Raw genomic sequence first — 12,677 nt, forward strand, 5'->3', positions numbered from 1 at the left:
GGCGAAGATCAAGTTTGAGCTACTGGTTGCGTCTTTCAGGCAGCGCACAGAGCTTGCCACAGCTCGGTATGCCGGGCAGCATATAGCGAAGGCAGCAGACCTTTCGGCGCGCCACGCATTCGCCGTTCTCCTCCACGTGCCGGATACAGCCGGAGAGCGGATTGACGCCGCCATCGGGCAGGCAGCCGCGCACGAAAACCGGCAGGTCGGCCTGGGCCAGGTCGGGGTCGTCCTTGTCTGCGGTCAGCCGCAGCGCATAGTCGATATAGACGGCCGCATTGTTCCAGCAGAGCTTGGCGGAAATGCCGTGCTTCACCAGCTGGCCTACGGCCTTGAAGAGATGGGTTTCAAGAAGCGGATCAATCGCCTCGAAAGAGCCGCGGGCAGCGCCATCATCCCAACCGCTATGCGGCACGCCGAAGGCGCGCGGCAGTCCGTCCTCGTTGAGCGCAATGGTCATCTCATCGAAAGCAACCGGCAGCCGCCGGCCCCCGGCGCGCCTCGCAATCAGATAGGCGATCGTCAGACCGGCAAAGTAGTAGAGCGTCCACATCGACACGGCAGCACGGCGGTCGGTTCCACCCGAGATGGCGGCATATCGGTCGATTGCTTGTTCCAACGCTCCGCCGGTGAAGAAGCTGTTGAGAGGCATCGCGCCTTCCAGGTCCGCCGACAGCATGAGCTTTTCGGCACACCACGCATGCTCGCCGGTAAACAGTGACGCAAGCCGCTCTGACGGGCGGTAGGCGCCTCTCAGGGCCTCTGTGGCTGCAATCACCGCCATGTGCTGGCCATGCGGCAGGAGCGCGCCTCAGCGCGCCATACAGATGGAATGGCAGAACAACGGATATTCATGGCACCGTTCGATTTCAATGCAGGCAGTCACTGCTTGATAACCGCACCATCAGCGAAAAGGAAGATAAAGGTGACTAAATAATTCACCTTTGATTTATCGACGTGCCTAGCTATGCGCCTCCGAGAGTAGCCAGCGGCGGAACGCGGCCGCGGCCGGGCGTTCAAGGGCGGCGCCCGGATAGACGAGGTGGAAGGCGAGGCGGCTGGCGACGCCGATCGGAAAGGGTGCGATGACGGCGCCTTCCTTGAGCTCCGTGTCGACGAAGGAGCGTCGCATCAGCGCGAAGCCAAGACCGGCCTTCATCGCCTCATAGGCGCCATTGCCATGCATGAAGATCGGCCCGCGGGCCGCGTCAACGCCGGCCGCGCCTGCAGCCTCCAGCCAGAGCTGCCAGTCATGGCGGTAGACGTCGTGGATCAGCGTGAAGGGCGCCAGCGCCGCGGGAGCTGGGTGATCACCGAGCTCTCCGGCAAGCTTGGGTATGCAGACCGGCACGAGCTCGTCATCGACAAGCCGTTCGCTGACCAGCCCCTCATAGCCGCCGAGCCCATGACGGATCGCCAGATCGATCCCGTCGCGCTGGAAATCGAGGACGCGGTGTGAGGCGCTGATCCGCACGTCGATCTCCGGATGCAGTGTTTCGAACCGGCCAAGCCGGGGCACCAGCCAGTAGGTGGCAAACCCGGCGGTACAGGTGACGTTGAGGATCGCGCCGCGCGCCCGGGCCGTGATCGCCGCCGTCGCTTCGCGCACCAGCCGGAATGCCGCCCTCAGCGTGGTGAAGTAGTCGGCGCCTTCGACGGTCAGCGCCAGCGCCCGCGGCTTGCGGTCGAACAGCTGCACACCAAGCGCGGCTTCCAGATCGCGTATCTGCAGACTGACGGCGCCGGGTGTCACATTCAGCTCCCGGGCTGCCAGCGTCATGCTGAGGTGCCGGGCTGCTGCTTCGAAGGCCCGCAAGGCCGATAGCGAGGGTAGATAGTCGCTCATGATTTAGCTCAGCTAAAGTGTAAGGCGAAAAAGACTCGTTTGTGGCGATCCGATTATCGAAATAATATCAGCATCAAATGGATCTGCAATGCACATTGCCTGCCGGTCTCGGACGAGAATAAATCGAAGATAGCCGCATGCTGCGTCTGCAGGAATCGGGTGGCCGGTGCCGCCTGGCAGCTCTATGACGCTTGCATGCGATGGAGGATGACGATGCAGAAGCAGATGGGCTTGGCCGAATGGGGCATGATGCTGGTTCTCTCCCTGCTCTGGGGCGGCTCGTTCCTTTTCAACGGCATCCTGGTCAAGGCGTTGCCGCCTTTCACCATCGTCACCGGCCGCGTGCTGCTGGCCGCCATCGCGCTTAATCTGATCGTGCGGATGATGGGCCACGCCATGCCGCGCGATGGCAAGAGCTGGATCGCCTTCTTCGGTATGGGCGTGTTGAACAACATGATCCCTTTCTGCCTGATCGTCTGGGGTCAGACGCATATCGCCAGCGGGCTCGCCTCGATCCTCAATGCCACGACGCCGCTCTTCGCCGTCGTCGTTGCCCATTTCCTGACGGCGGATGAGAAAATGACGGCCAACCGGTTGATCGGTGTCGTCGTCGGCTTTGCCGGTGTCGCCTATATGATCGGCTTCGATGCGCTGCATGATCTCGGCTCGAACGTGCTGGCGCAGCTCGCCGTCCTCGGCGCGGCGATATCCTATTCCTTCGCCGGGATCTGGGGACGCCGCTTCCGCGCCATGGGCATGCCGCCGCTCTTGCCGGCTGCCGGCCAGGTCACGGCTTCTACTGTTTTGATGATCCCGATCGCCCTGATCGCCGACCGTCCGTGGACGCTGGCAATGCCCGGTGCTGAAACCTGGGTGGCGCTGTTCGGCCTCGCCATCCTCTCGACGGCGATCGCCTACATTCTGTTCTTCCGGATTCTGGCGACGGCGGGTGCGACCAATCTGATGCTTGTCACCTTCCTGATCCCGGTCAGCGCCATCCTGCTCGGCGCGCTGATTCTGGGAGAACAGCTGCAGACAAAGCATCTGATCGGCATGGCGATGATTGCCATCGGCCTTGCGGCGATCGACGGGCGGTTGCTGGCACTCGGCCGCAAGCGCGCGGCCTGAAAATTAGCAGGCGAGATCGGCGACGACGGAATCGAGGATCAGCATCCCCGATGGCGTGCAGCGAAGCCGCGAATTGCCGAGCCGCTCGATGAAGCCGTGTTCCAGCAGGAACTCCTCGCGCGCCGGATCCGGATCGCGTCCCGAGAGCTGCTGCCAGCGGGCGAGATCGACGCCTTCCTTCAGCCGCAGGCCCATCAGCAGCAATTCATCCGACTGCTCTTCGTAGCCGAGCCGCTCCTCTTCAAGAACGCCGTGTCCGTCACGCTCGACCATTTCGAGCCAGGATTCCGGCTTGCGCTCGGTTGCCGTGGCGAGCTTCTCGGAGCCACGGGTCAGGCGGCCGTGGGCGCCTGGGCCAATGCCCGCGTAGTCGCCATAGCGCCAATAGGTGAGGTTGTGGCGGCTCTCGGCGCCGGGGCGTGCGTGGTTGGACACCTCATAGGCCGGCATGCCCTCGCGCTCGGTAATCTCCTGCGTTGCCTCGTAGAGCACGGCCGATTGCTCGCCGTCAGGCACGATGAGTTTGCCGGCCTTGTGCAGGCCGTAGAAAGGCGTGCCTTCCTCGATCGTCAGCTGATAGAGCGACAGGTGATCGACGGCATAGGAGATGGCCTCCTTGAGCTCGCGTTCCCATTCGTTCACCGTCTGGTCGGGCCGGGCGTAGATGAGGTCGAACGACATGCGCGGGAAGATATCGCGCGCCAGCTTGATCGCCTTCAGCGCGTCCTCGACATTGTGCAGGCGGCCAAGGAATTTCAGGTCGCGATCGTTCAGCGCCTGAACGCCGAGCGAGACGCGATTGACGCCGGCAACGCGATAGCCGCGGAACCGCTCTGCCTCGACGCTCGAAGGATTGGCTTCCATGGTGATCTCGATGCCCGAAGGCACGTGCCATTCCCGGGCAATGCCGTTCAGGACTGCGTCCACGGTCTCCGGCTTCATCAGCGAGGGCGTGCCGCCGCCGAGGAAGATGCTGGTCACCGTCTTCGGCCCGCTCAACTGGCGGATCGCGGCCATCTCCTTCAGAAAGGCCGCAACATAGCGCTCCTGATCGACAGGCTGGTGGCGCACATGGCTGTTGAAATCGCAATAGGGGCATTTCGCGGCGCAGAAGGGCCAGTGCACGTAGACGCCGAAACCGGGCTCCCCGGTATCCGGCAGAAGCTTGGCATCACGCAGCGAAGTCAGGTTGTTCAGATCGTCCACGAGCCGACCTTACGCTTCCAGGCAGGTTTCGACAAAGATTTTGAAGGCGCGCGCACGATGCGACAGCGCCTGCTCATCCCCAGGCTTCCAGCCATGCTTCTGTTCGGCGCTCATCTCGCCGAAGGTGGTGTCGTAGCCTTGCGGCTGGAACACCGGATCGTAACCGAAACCCTGCGTGCCGCGCGGCGGCCAGACGACGGTGCCTTCGACTTCGCCGCGGAAAAGCTCCGTATGGCCGTCCGGCCATGCAAGGCAGAGAACGCTGACGAAGCGGGCCGTGCGCTGCTCGGGCTTTGCCGCACCAGCTGTCTCGAGTGCCGTCTCGACCTTCTGCATCGCCATTGCGAAATCGCGGGTGCCATCGGCGGTCTCGGCCCAATTGGCCGTATAGACGCCGGGATCGCCACCGAGCGCATCGACCACCAGACCGGAATCATCAGACAGCGCCGGCATGTTGGCAGCGCTGGCGGAGGCAAGCGCCTTGATTTTCGCGTTCTCTTCGAAGGTCGTGCCGGTCTCGTCAGGCTCGACGAAATTGAGCTCGGCTGCCGACTTGGCTGTGAAACCCAGCGGGCCGATCAGGTCCTGGATTTCGCGGATCTTGCCGGCGTTGTGGCTGGCGACAATGATGGTCTTGGTGTCGAGCTTGCGCATTCTGTTTCCTATTCGATGCCCCAGATACGGGCTTCGGCGCATTCCAGGCTGTTGCTTTCCGGATCGCGAAAGTAGATCGAGCGGCCGCCATTCGGCCAGTGAACTTCGGATTCGATGGCGATGCCCGCCGCCGTCAGCCGGGCGGCCATAGCATCGATATTCCCGGCCGAAACGCGGAAGCAGGCGTGGCCCGCTCCCTTGGTGCCGTGCGGCGGAACCTGAAGCGCGCCCGGCGCCGGTGGCTTGACCGTCTCGTCCGGGTTGAAGATCAGCAACACCCCAGGACCGCACCGAAAGAAGACATGCCGGTTGGCAGCCCGCGTGATCTTGGAAAGACCGAGAATGCCTTCATAGAAAGCTTCGGCTCTATCCAGGTCCTTCGCGTAAAGCGCCGTTTCCAGCATGCCCTCAAGCATGTCGTTCACCCGGCGATTGCCTGCTTCTGCAGTTCCACGAGTTCGGCAATGCCGTTCTTTGCGAGGCCCATCAGCGATGCGAATTCGGCTTCGCTGAACGGCGTGCCTTCGGCCGTGCCCTGAATTTCGACGATGCTGCCGGCACCCGTCATGACGAAGTTAGCATCGGTTTCGGCCGAGGAATCTTCGATATAGTCGAGGTCGATGACCGGCTGGCTGGCGAAGATACCGCAGGAGATGGCCGCGACGTGATCCTTGAGAACACGATCGACCTTGATCATGTTGCGGCTTTCCATCCACTTCAGGCAGTCATAAAGCGCGATCCAGCCACCGGTGATCGAGGCCGTGCGCGTGCCGCCGTCGGCCTGGATGACGTCGCAGTCGATGGTGATCTGGCGCTCGCCGAGCGCAGTGAGGTCAACGACGGCCCGCAGCGAGCGGCCGATCAGGCGCTGGATTTCCTGCGTGCGGCCGCCCTGCTTGCCGGTCGCCGCTTCACGCTTCATGCGCTCGCCCGTGGCGCGCGGCAGCATGCCGTATTCGGATGTGACCCAGCCCTTGCCGGTGTTGCGCAGCCACGGCGGCGTCTTTTCTTCGAGGCTTGCCGTGCACAGCACATGCGTGTCGCCGAATTTCACGAGACAGGAGCCTTCGGCGTGCTTGGAAAAGTTGCGCTCGAAGCTGACCTTGCGCATCTGGTCGGTTTTTCTGCCTGACGGCCGCATTCTCTGTCTCCTGATGCATGAGCCGTTAGGCCGCGAGTGGCGGCACGGCATGATCATGCGTTGTTTCGTGATGCTGCCCCGCTTCTACGATTGGCCGCGGTCATTTGCAAATTCCCTTTTGCCACGCGGGCGAGATTGATTATATTTTGCAGATTGTCATCAGCGTGGGTGTTTCAGAATTCATGGGCTTCAGATCTACGTCGGTTTCGGATGCCGTTGCTGCGCTGGATGAACGCTCGAAGGAAATCTTCCGCCGTATCGTCGAAGGCTATCTGGAAAACGGTGAGCCGCTCGGCTCGCGTAATCTTTCCCGTATTCTTCCAATGTCGCTGTCTCCGGCCTCGGTGCGCAATGTGATGAGCGATCTGGAGGAACTGGGGCTCATCTACTCGCCGCATATCAGCGCTGGGCGTCTGCCGACCCAGGTCGGGCTCCGGTTCTTCGTGGATGCTTTCATGCAGGTCGGTGACCTCTCGGCCGAAGAGCGCGCCAGCATCGATCGTCAGGTGCGCGCCGAAAGCCGCGACAATCCGGTGGAATCGATGATGAACGAGGCAAGCCGGATGCTGTCGGGGATCTCCCGCGGCGCCGGCCTGGTGATCACATCGAAGAACGATCCGGTGCTGAAGCATGTCGAATTCATCCGTCTGGAGCCGACGAAGGCACTCGCGGTTCTGGTCGGCGAACATGATCAGGTCGAAAACCGGATCATCGAGCTTCCGGCGGGCGTGACGTCGTCGCAGCTGACCGAAGCCGCCAACTTCCTCAACGCCCACATGACCGGCCAGACGCTGCCGGAATTGCGCAAGCAGCTCGACCGGCTGAAAACGGATGTGCGCCACGAGCTCGACGCCTTGTCGCGCGACCTGGTGGAGCGCGGCATTGCCGTCTGGTCCGGCAGCCCGGATGAAGGTAAGCCTGCGCAGCTGATCATCCGCGGTCGTGCCAACCTGCTCGAGGGGCTGGACAGTGCCGGTGATCTCGACCGCCTGCGCATGCTCTTCGACGATCTGGAGAAGAAGGACAGCCTGATCGAGCTGTTGAATCTGGCGGAAAGCGGTCCGGGCGTCCGCATTTTCATCGGTTCCGAAAACAAGCTCTTCTCGCTCTCCGGCTCTTCGTTGATCGTCGCGCCCTATCGTGACGACGACGACCGGATCGTCGGGGCGGTCGGCGTCATCGGTCCGACCCGGCTGAATTACTCTCGTATCGTGCCGATGGTCGATTATACCGCCCAGCTGATTTCCCGCCTGTCGCGCGGGTCGCTCTGAAAAAGCCGGAATTTCCGGTTCTTTGTCACGCAGACTTGATTTTTTGCGGTCAAAGCTCGATATCGGGCGCATCCCGAAAGAACCCTTTACCCGGAGACCGTCATGACTGACGAAACGACGAAAAACGGACCTGAGGCTGTTGCGGCTGACGCTGCTGCGGACGCAGCCGCAAACGTCGAGAATGAAGCGGCCGCTGAGGCATCGTCCCAGCCGGATCCGTTGGAACTCGTGAAGGCAGAAAATGCCGAGCTGCGCGACCGCTATCTGCGCCTCGCCGCAGAGATGGACAACCTGCGCCGCCGCACCGAGCGTGAAGTGAAGGACGCGAAGTCCTATTCCGTTGCCGGTTTCGCGCGCGACATGCTCGCCGTATCCGACAACTTGCGCCGGGCGCTCGATGCCATTCCGGCCGAAGCCAAGGCTGCGGGCGAGGCCGGGCTGACGACCCTGATCGAAGGTGTCGAGATGACCGAGCGCTCCATGCTCTCTACGCTCGAGCGCCATGGCGTTCGCCAGCTCGATCCTGTCGGCCAGAAGTTCGACCCGAACTTCCATCAGGCGATGTTCGAAGTGCCGAACACGGAAGTTCCGAACAACACCGTCGTCCAGGTGGTGCAGGCCGGCTTCACGATCGGCGAGCGCGTGCTGCGCCCGGCCATGGTCGGCGTCGCCAAGGGCGGTCCGAAGCCCGAGGCAGAGACGGCCAATTCCTATCTGGATCAGAAGGACGCATAACGAAAAAGGGCCGCTGAGAAGCGGCCCTTTTCTTTTGGTCTTTGTTCTTGCTCAGATGCGGGCGAAACGCTCGATCAGCAGATCGAAGAAACCATCGGCATCGACGAAGCGCATGACCTTTGCATTGCGCTTGCGGTCGGTCACGTGCCACCAGTCGACGACGGTCATTCCGACCGTCAGCTCGGATTTCACCTCGATCTCGACATTGCACTCGCGGCCTTTGAAGAGCTCGGGCTTCAGCAGGTAGGCAACGACGGTCGGGTCGTGCAGCGGGCCGCCGTCGGAACCGTATTTCTCGATATCGAAGCGCTCGAAGAACTCCAGCATCTCTACCATCGCCTGCGCTGGCGCGGTGCCGAGATCGGCCATGCGCTTGACGCGGTCCTTGCGGGTCAGCAGCTGGTGCGTCACGTCGAGCGGCATCATCACCACGGGCACGCCGGAACGGAAGACGATATCGGCCGCTTCGGGGTCGACGTAGATGTTGAATTCGGCGGCCGGCGTGATGTTGCCGCCCTCGAAGAAGCCGCCGCCCATCATGACAAGCTCGCGGACGCGCGCAACGATGTCAGGCGCCTTCTGGAAAGCGAGGCCGATATTGGTGAGAGGGCCGAGCGTGCAGAGCGTCACGCTGCCTTCGGGCTCGCGGCGCAGCGTCTCGATGATGAAATCGACGGAATGCTGTGGCTGCAGCTGCATGGTCGGCTCCGGCAGCGTCGGGCCGTCGAGGCCGGTCTTGCCGTGGACGTGTTCGGCGGTGACGAGTTTGCGGGCGATCGGCTTGTCGGCGCCGGCAAAGACCTTGATGTCGGTGCGCTGGCAGAGCTCGCAGATGATGCGCGCATTGCGGCTGGTATAAGATAGCGGCACGTTGCCGGCGACCGTGGTGATGCCGAGAATTTCGAGCTCTTCGGGGCTGCCGAAGGCGAGCATGATCGCTGCGGCATCGTCCTGGCCCGGATCGGTATCGATGATGATCTTTCTGGGGTTTGCCATATACGTCGTCCCTCCTCAGGTGCACGTCGTTCTGGCAGGCACCATTTGTTTATGATTGCGTCGCAAATCGGCGCAGCCCTTACGGGTGACGATTTGATGCGAGCCCGCATGCGCTTTGTCAAGCAAGGACGAAGGCACCGTTTACCCTAAAATTTCCCGGCACTGTCGCGAGGTCCGCAAAACCTTGCGCGGCTGCCCACCAATTCCCATATTAGCAACAGCCGGATGCTAGTTTAGGTCCGGAAAGGTCGCTTGCATCAAGGACTTGAAACATGAGCCGTATCACTCCCTTCGCCAGCCCGCTGCTTCTGGGCTTCGACGCAATGGAAAAGACGCTGGAGCGTATTTCCAAGGCAAGCGATGGCTATCCCCCCTATAATATCGAGCGCATTGCCGCCGGTCATGACCAGCCCGAGCGCCTTCGAATCACGCTTGCCGTTGCCGGTTTCGGCGAGGATGAGCTCGATGTGACGACGGAAGAAAACCAGCTTTTGATCCGCGGCCGGCAGGTCGAGCAGGGCGAGCGCGAGTATCTCTACCGCGGTATCGCAGCCCGCCAGTTTCAACGTACTTTCGTGCTTGCCGATGGCATGCAAGTGCTTGGCGCAGGGCTAAAAAACGGTTTGCTTTCAGTCGATCTTATTCGGCCGGAGCCCGCCCGCATGGTCAAGAAAATTAACATTTCGGTCCCACAGTAGGACAACGGTTCGAGTTGAGCCGTTAGTCCCTTCTCTTGGAGGTACAGGAATGTTGATGAAAGAAGCGAATTCTCACCTGACCAAATCCGAACTTGCCGGTATCGGCAACGGCGAGGTCGCCTACGTCCGCAAAATGCGTAACGAAGAAGTATCGAAGTGCTTCCCCGAAGCGCCCGATATCGACCCTGGCGTCGATCTATGGGCCCTGTTCGGCGCGGACGGTACGCCGATCCTCTTGACCGACAACCGCTCCAGCACCTTTTTCAAGGCTGCCGAAGACGAGCTGAAGACTGTAAGCCTGCACTAACCTGCGGGCTTATATTTTCTTGAAAGTCAGATAGGCGGAAGAGCGGCCTTCGCGCCGCGCCTTGGCTTCGTAGCGGGTGCTCGGCCAGCCCTCATAGGGCGTCAGCCAGTCGGCGGCATTGCTTGCCAGCCAGTCGAAGCCGCCGTGGTCGCGGCATTTCAGCAGCGTCCAGTTCACATAAGTATCGATATCCGAAGCGAAGCAGAACAGTCCGCCGGGCTTCAGCACGCGATGGAAACGCGCGAGATTCGTCTTCGAGACGAAACGGCGTTTCCAATGCTTCCGCTTGGGCCAGGGATCGGGATAGAGCAGATCGATCTGGTCAAGGCAGCCATCGGGCAGCCAGTCGAGCAGCTGCGTCGCATCGTCGTTATAGACGCGAACGTTCCTGGCGCCCTTGTCCTGGACGCTGGCAAGCAGCTTCTGCATGGAATTGATGAACGGCTCGACACCGATAAAGCCGGTAGACGGCAATTCCTGGGCGCGGTGGATCAGGTGCTCACCGCCGCCAAAGCCGATTTCCAGGCGGAGTTTCTCCACCGGCACCGGAAAGAGGCTTCTCAGCGGCTCGGGATGAGCCGCTGAAAGATCGATGAGGAAAGCCGGGAGCAGGGTACTCAGCTTTTCCGCCTGTTGTCCGCGGAGGGCCTTTCCTTTGCGGCGGCCGAAGAAGGCTTCGGTCGCGCGTCCGCGGCGTTCCATATCCGTCATGCCGCAGCCTTGACCTTGATGGCTTCCTTGAGGCCCTTCACCAGGTCGGTGCGCTCCCAGGAGAACGAGCCGTCACGGCCAGCCTTGCGGCCGAAATGGCCGTAAGCAGAGGTCTTGGCATAGATCGGCTTGTTGAGGTCGAGATGGCGGCGGATACCCGTCGGCGACAGGTCCATGTTCTTGCGGATCGCGGCTTCCACCTGATCCTCGGTCACGCCCTTGCCGGTCTGGTGCAGATCGACATAGATTGACAGCGGCTGGGCAACGCCGATGGCGTAGGAGAGCTGGATCGTGCAGCTGTCGGCGAGGCCGGCGGCAACGACGTTCTTGGCGAGGTAGCGGGCGGCGTAGGCGGCCGAACGGTCGACCTTGGTCGTGTCCTTGCCGGAGAATGCGCCGCCGCCATGCGGGGCTGCACCGCCGTAGGTGTCGACGATGATCTTGCGGCCGGTGAGGCCGGCGTCACCATCCGGACCGCCGATGACGAATTTGCCGGTGGGGTTGATGTACCACTTGCAATCGCTGGCGATCGGCAGCTCGCCGAGAGCTTCACGGATATAGGGCTCGACGACGGCGCGAACCTTCTTCGAATCCCAGCTCTCGTCGAGATGCTGGGTGGACAGAACGATCGATGCGACTTCCGACGGCTTACCGTTGACGTAGCGCACGGTCACCTGGCTCTTGGCATCGGGGCCGAGCTTGGCGACTTCGCCGTCGCCCTTCTTGCGGGCGGTGGCCAGCAGCTGCAGGATCTTGTGCGAATAGTAGATCGGCGCCGGCATGAGATCCGGGGTTTCCTTGCAGGCGTAACCGAACATGATGCCCTGGTCGCCGGCACCTTCGTCACCCTGCTGGTCGGCGGCGCTGTCAACGCCCTGGGCGATGTCGGCGGACTGCGAGTGCAGGAGAACGTCGATCTTCGCCGTCTTCCAGTGGAAGCCGTCCTGCTCGTAGCCGATGTCCTTGATGGCGCGGCGGGCGGCAGCCTTGAACTTCGACGGGTTGATGACGTCCTTGCCGTCCTTGTCCTTCTTCATCAGGCTCGGCGGCAGGCGAACCTCACCGGCGATGATGACGCGGTTTGTGGTTGCCAGGGTCTCGCAGGCAATGCGCACGCCCCATGGGTTTACGCCGGTTTTCGCCGCTTCGCGGTAAACCAGATCCACGATTTCGTCGGAGATACGGTCACACACCTTGTCCGGGTGACCTTCGGCAACAGACTCACTGGTGAAGAGGTAATTAGCGCGCATTCCGGGATTCCCCTCAAAGAATAAGTTCGACGAATTGGTACTCAGTTCAGGCTCGAAAAACAAGCGCAGAAGGACATAAATATATCTTTATATCTGCGGTGAAATGACAAATTTTGCCTTAAAAACGTAAAAAAGGCGGCCTTTCGACCGCCTTTTCTAATTTACCTGCTTTAGGGATCGCTTAGTCGGCGTCCGCTTCTGCAGCTAGCGCCTTCACCAGTTCGACGACCTTCCGGCGAACCTTCGGATCGGAAATCTTGACGAATGCGCGGTTGAGCTGGAGGCCTTCCGACGACGAAAGAAAGTCGACGACGTAGTTCGAGCTGGAAGCTTCCGCCAGCCCGCTCATTCCGCCGCCATGCTCGCCTGGCGCGTCTTCGAAGAAAAAGGAAACAGGAACGTTCAGGATGCTCGAAATATTCTGCAGGCGGCTGGCGCCGACGCGGTTCGTGCCCTTTTCGTACTTCTGAATCTGCTGGAATGTAATGCCCAGGCTTTCGCCAAGTTTTTCCTGGCTCATGCCAAGCATAGTACGGCGAAGACGAATGCGACTGCCAACATGGATGTCGATCGGGTTCGGCTTCTTCTTGTTCTCAATCATGGTTGTGCCCTAACAAAAGATATTTCAACGAGTGAAACCGGCATCCCCTGAACCCATCCGTAACGCCACGTTGCAAGAGGCATTAACCCACTCTCAAGCATACGTTAACAACGCCGATCTGAACTACTATGCA

General features: G+C 61.2%; 15 protein-coding genes. 5 read left to right on the forward strand and 10 right to left on the reverse strand.

The genetic code is table 11. The annotated features are described in order from the left end of the window. Nucleotides 1–19 precede the first annotated feature (19 nt). Both fhuF and gcvA read right to left on the reverse strand, forming a co-directional pair. A complete protein-coding gene (fhuF, locus tag AB4Z25_RS07380; RefSeq protein WP_112385229.1) occupies nt 20–784 on the reverse strand; it encodes a siderophore-iron reductase FhuF in 765 nt (254 codons plus the stop codon). 177 nt (nt 785–961) lie between these two features. Beyond that, the gene (gene gcvA / locus AB4Z25_RS07385) at nt 962–1,846 is read right to left on the reverse strand and encodes a transcriptional regulator GcvA (RefSeq protein ID WP_112385230.1); all 885 of its coding nucleotides are present in this window, start codon (nt 1,844–1,846) and stop codon (nt 962–964) included. 207 nt (nt 1,847–2,053) lie between these two features. On the opposite strand from gcvA, the gene AB4Z25_RS07390 reads away from it, so the two are divergent. Next, nucleotides 2,054–2,974 (forward strand): DMT family transporter, encoded by a 921-nt coding sequence (locus AB4Z25_RS07390; RefSeq protein ID WP_112538409.1) that lies wholly within the window; start codon nt 2,054–2,056, stop codon nt 2,972–2,974. Nucleotides 2,975–2,977: 3 nt separating this feature from the next. Here the strand turns inward: AB4Z25_RS07390 and hemW are convergent, their stop codons facing one another. From hemW to rph, 4 genes are read right to left on the reverse strand one after another with little or no spacing between them, the layout of a single operon-like run. After that, the gene (gene hemW / locus AB4Z25_RS07395; RefSeq protein ID WP_112538410.1) at nt 2,978–4,180 is read right to left on the reverse strand and encodes a radical SAM family heme chaperone HemW; all 1,203 of its coding nucleotides are present in this window, start codon (nt 4,178–4,180) and stop codon (nt 2,978–2,980) included. A gap of 9 nt (nt 4,181–4,189) precedes the next feature. Further along, entirely contained in the window at nt 4,190–4,834 is a 645-nt protein-coding gene (gene rdgB / locus AB4Z25_RS07400) for an RdgB/HAM1 family non-canonical purine NTP pyrophosphatase (RefSeq protein WP_112538411.1), read from the reverse strand. Between the two features lie 8 nt (nt 4,835–4,842). Continuing rightward, a complete protein-coding gene (locus AB4Z25_RS07405) occupies nt 4,843–5,259 on the reverse strand; it encodes a VOC family protein (protein WP_112538412.1) in 417 nt (138 codons plus the stop codon). Next, the gene (gene rph, locus AB4Z25_RS07410) at nt 5,256–5,975 is read right to left on the reverse strand and encodes a ribonuclease PH (protein ID WP_112538413.1); all 720 of its coding nucleotides are present in this window, start codon (nt 5,973–5,975) and stop codon (nt 5,256–5,258) included. The genes AB4Z25_RS07405 and rph overlap by 4 nt, the downstream gene beginning before the upstream one ends. A 182-nt stretch (nt 5,976–6,157) precedes the next feature. On the opposite strand from rph, the gene hrcA reads away from it, so the two are divergent. Together hrcA and grpE are read left to right on the forward strand one after the other, a co-directional pair. Next, nucleotides 6,158–7,246, forward strand: coding sequence for a heat-inducible transcriptional repressor HrcA (gene hrcA, locus AB4Z25_RS07415; protein ID WP_112514114.1), 1,089 nt, complete (start codon nt 6,158–6,160; stop codon nt 7,244–7,246). 102 nt (nt 7,247–7,348) lie between these two features. Further along, nucleotides 7,349–7,981 (forward strand): nucleotide exchange factor GrpE, encoded by a 633-nt coding sequence (grpE, locus tag AB4Z25_RS07420; RefSeq protein ID WP_112538414.1) that lies wholly within the window; start codon nt 7,349–7,351, stop codon nt 7,979–7,981. Between the two features lie 51 nt (nt 7,982–8,032). Here the strand turns inward: grpE and AB4Z25_RS07425 are convergent, their stop codons facing one another. Beyond that, the gene (locus AB4Z25_RS07425; RefSeq protein WP_112538415.1) at nt 8,033–8,977 is read right to left on the reverse strand and encodes a nucleoside hydrolase; all 945 of its coding nucleotides are present in this window, start codon (nt 8,975–8,977) and stop codon (nt 8,033–8,035) included. Nucleotides 8,978–9,249: 272 nt separating this feature from the next. On the opposite strand from AB4Z25_RS07425, the gene AB4Z25_RS07430 reads away from it, so the two are divergent. Further along, nucleotides 9,250–9,675, forward strand: a complete 426-nt coding sequence (locus AB4Z25_RS07430) for an Hsp20 family protein (RefSeq protein ID WP_112385237.1) — start codon at nt 9,250–9,252, stop codon at nt 9,673–9,675. A gap of 49 nt (nt 9,676–9,724) precedes the next feature. Beyond that, on the forward strand, nt 9,725–9,982 hold the full coding sequence (locus AB4Z25_RS07435; protein WP_112385238.1) for a DUF1150 family protein: 258 nt from the start codon (nt 9,725–9,727) through the stop codon (nt 9,980–9,982). Between the two features lie 9 nt (nt 9,983–9,991). Here AB4Z25_RS07435 and trmB read toward each other — a convergent pair whose 3' ends face one another. The 3 genes from trmB to AB4Z25_RS07450 form a co-directional block, all read right to left on the reverse strand. Further along, a complete protein-coding gene (gene trmB, locus AB4Z25_RS07440; RefSeq protein ID WP_112538416.1) occupies nt 9,992–10,693 on the reverse strand; it encodes a tRNA (guanine(46)-N(7))-methyltransferase TrmB in 702 nt (233 codons plus the stop codon). After that, entirely contained in the window at nt 10,690–11,943 is a 1,254-nt protein-coding gene (gene metK, locus AB4Z25_RS07445) for a methionine adenosyltransferase (protein ID WP_112514110.1), read from the reverse strand. Before metK ends, trmB begins: the two co-directional genes overlap by 4 nt. A gap of 181 nt (nt 11,944–12,124) precedes the next feature. Then, the gene (locus AB4Z25_RS07450; RefSeq protein ID WP_112385241.1) at nt 12,125–12,544 is read right to left on the reverse strand and encodes a helix-turn-helix domain-containing protein; all 420 of its coding nucleotides are present in this window, start codon (nt 12,542–12,544) and stop codon (nt 12,125–12,127) included. Nucleotides 12,545–12,677 lie beyond the last annotated feature (133 nt).

Source organism: Rhizobium sp. RAF36, from assembly GCF_052114105.1.
Lineage (GTDB): Bacteria > Pseudomonadota > Alphaproteobacteria > Rhizobiales > Rhizobiaceae > Rhizobium.

What these genes read in the sequence shown, in the direction of transcription:
- fhuF (WP_112385229.1), bottom strand. Translation starts at nt 784, where the DNA reads ATGGCGGTGATTGCAGCCACAGAGGCCCTGAGAGGCGCCTACCGCCCG.
- gcvA (WP_112385230.1), bottom strand. Translation starts at nt 1,846, where the DNA reads ATGAGCGACTATCTACCCTCGCTATCGGCCTTGCGGGCCTTCGAAGCA.
- AB4Z25_RS07390 (WP_112538409.1), top strand. Translation starts at nt 2,054, where the DNA reads ATGACGATGCAGAAGCAGATGGGCTTGGCCGAATGGGGCATGATGCTG.
- rdgB (WP_112538411.1), bottom strand. Translation starts at nt 4,834, where the DNA reads ATGCGCAAGCTCGACACCAAGACCATCATTGTCGCCAGCCACAACGCC.
- rph (WP_112538413.1), bottom strand. Translation starts at nt 5,975, where the DNA reads ATGCGGCCGTCAGGCAGAAAAACCGACCAGATGCGCAAGGTCAGCTTC.
- hrcA (WP_112514114.1), top strand. Translation starts at nt 6,158, where the DNA reads ATGGGCTTCAGATCTACGTCGGTTTCGGATGCCGTTGCTGCGCTGGAT.
- grpE (WP_112538414.1), top strand. Translation starts at nt 7,349, where the DNA reads ATGACTGACGAAACGACGAAAAACGGACCTGAGGCTGTTGCGGCTGAC.
- AB4Z25_RS07425 (WP_112538415.1), bottom strand. Translation starts at nt 8,977, where the DNA reads ATGGCAAACCCCAGAAAGATCATCATCGATACCGATCCGGGCCAGGAC.
- AB4Z25_RS07430 (WP_112385237.1), top strand. Translation starts at nt 9,250, where the DNA reads ATGAGCCGTATCACTCCCTTCGCCAGCCCGCTGCTTCTGGGCTTCGAC.
- AB4Z25_RS07435 (WP_112385238.1), top strand. Translation starts at nt 9,725, where the DNA reads ATGTTGATGAAAGAAGCGAATTCTCACCTGACCAAATCCGAACTTGCC.
- trmB (WP_112538416.1), bottom strand. Translation starts at nt 10,693, where the DNA reads ATGACGGATATGGAACGCCGCGGACGCGCGACCGAAGCCTTCTTCGGC.
- metK (WP_112514110.1), bottom strand. Translation starts at nt 11,943, where the DNA reads ATGCGCGCTAATTACCTCTTCACCAGTGAGTCTGTTGCCGAAGGTCAC.
- AB4Z25_RS07450 (WP_112385241.1), bottom strand. Translation starts at nt 12,544, where the DNA reads ATGATTGAGAACAAGAAGAAGCCGAACCCGATCGACATCCATGTTGGC.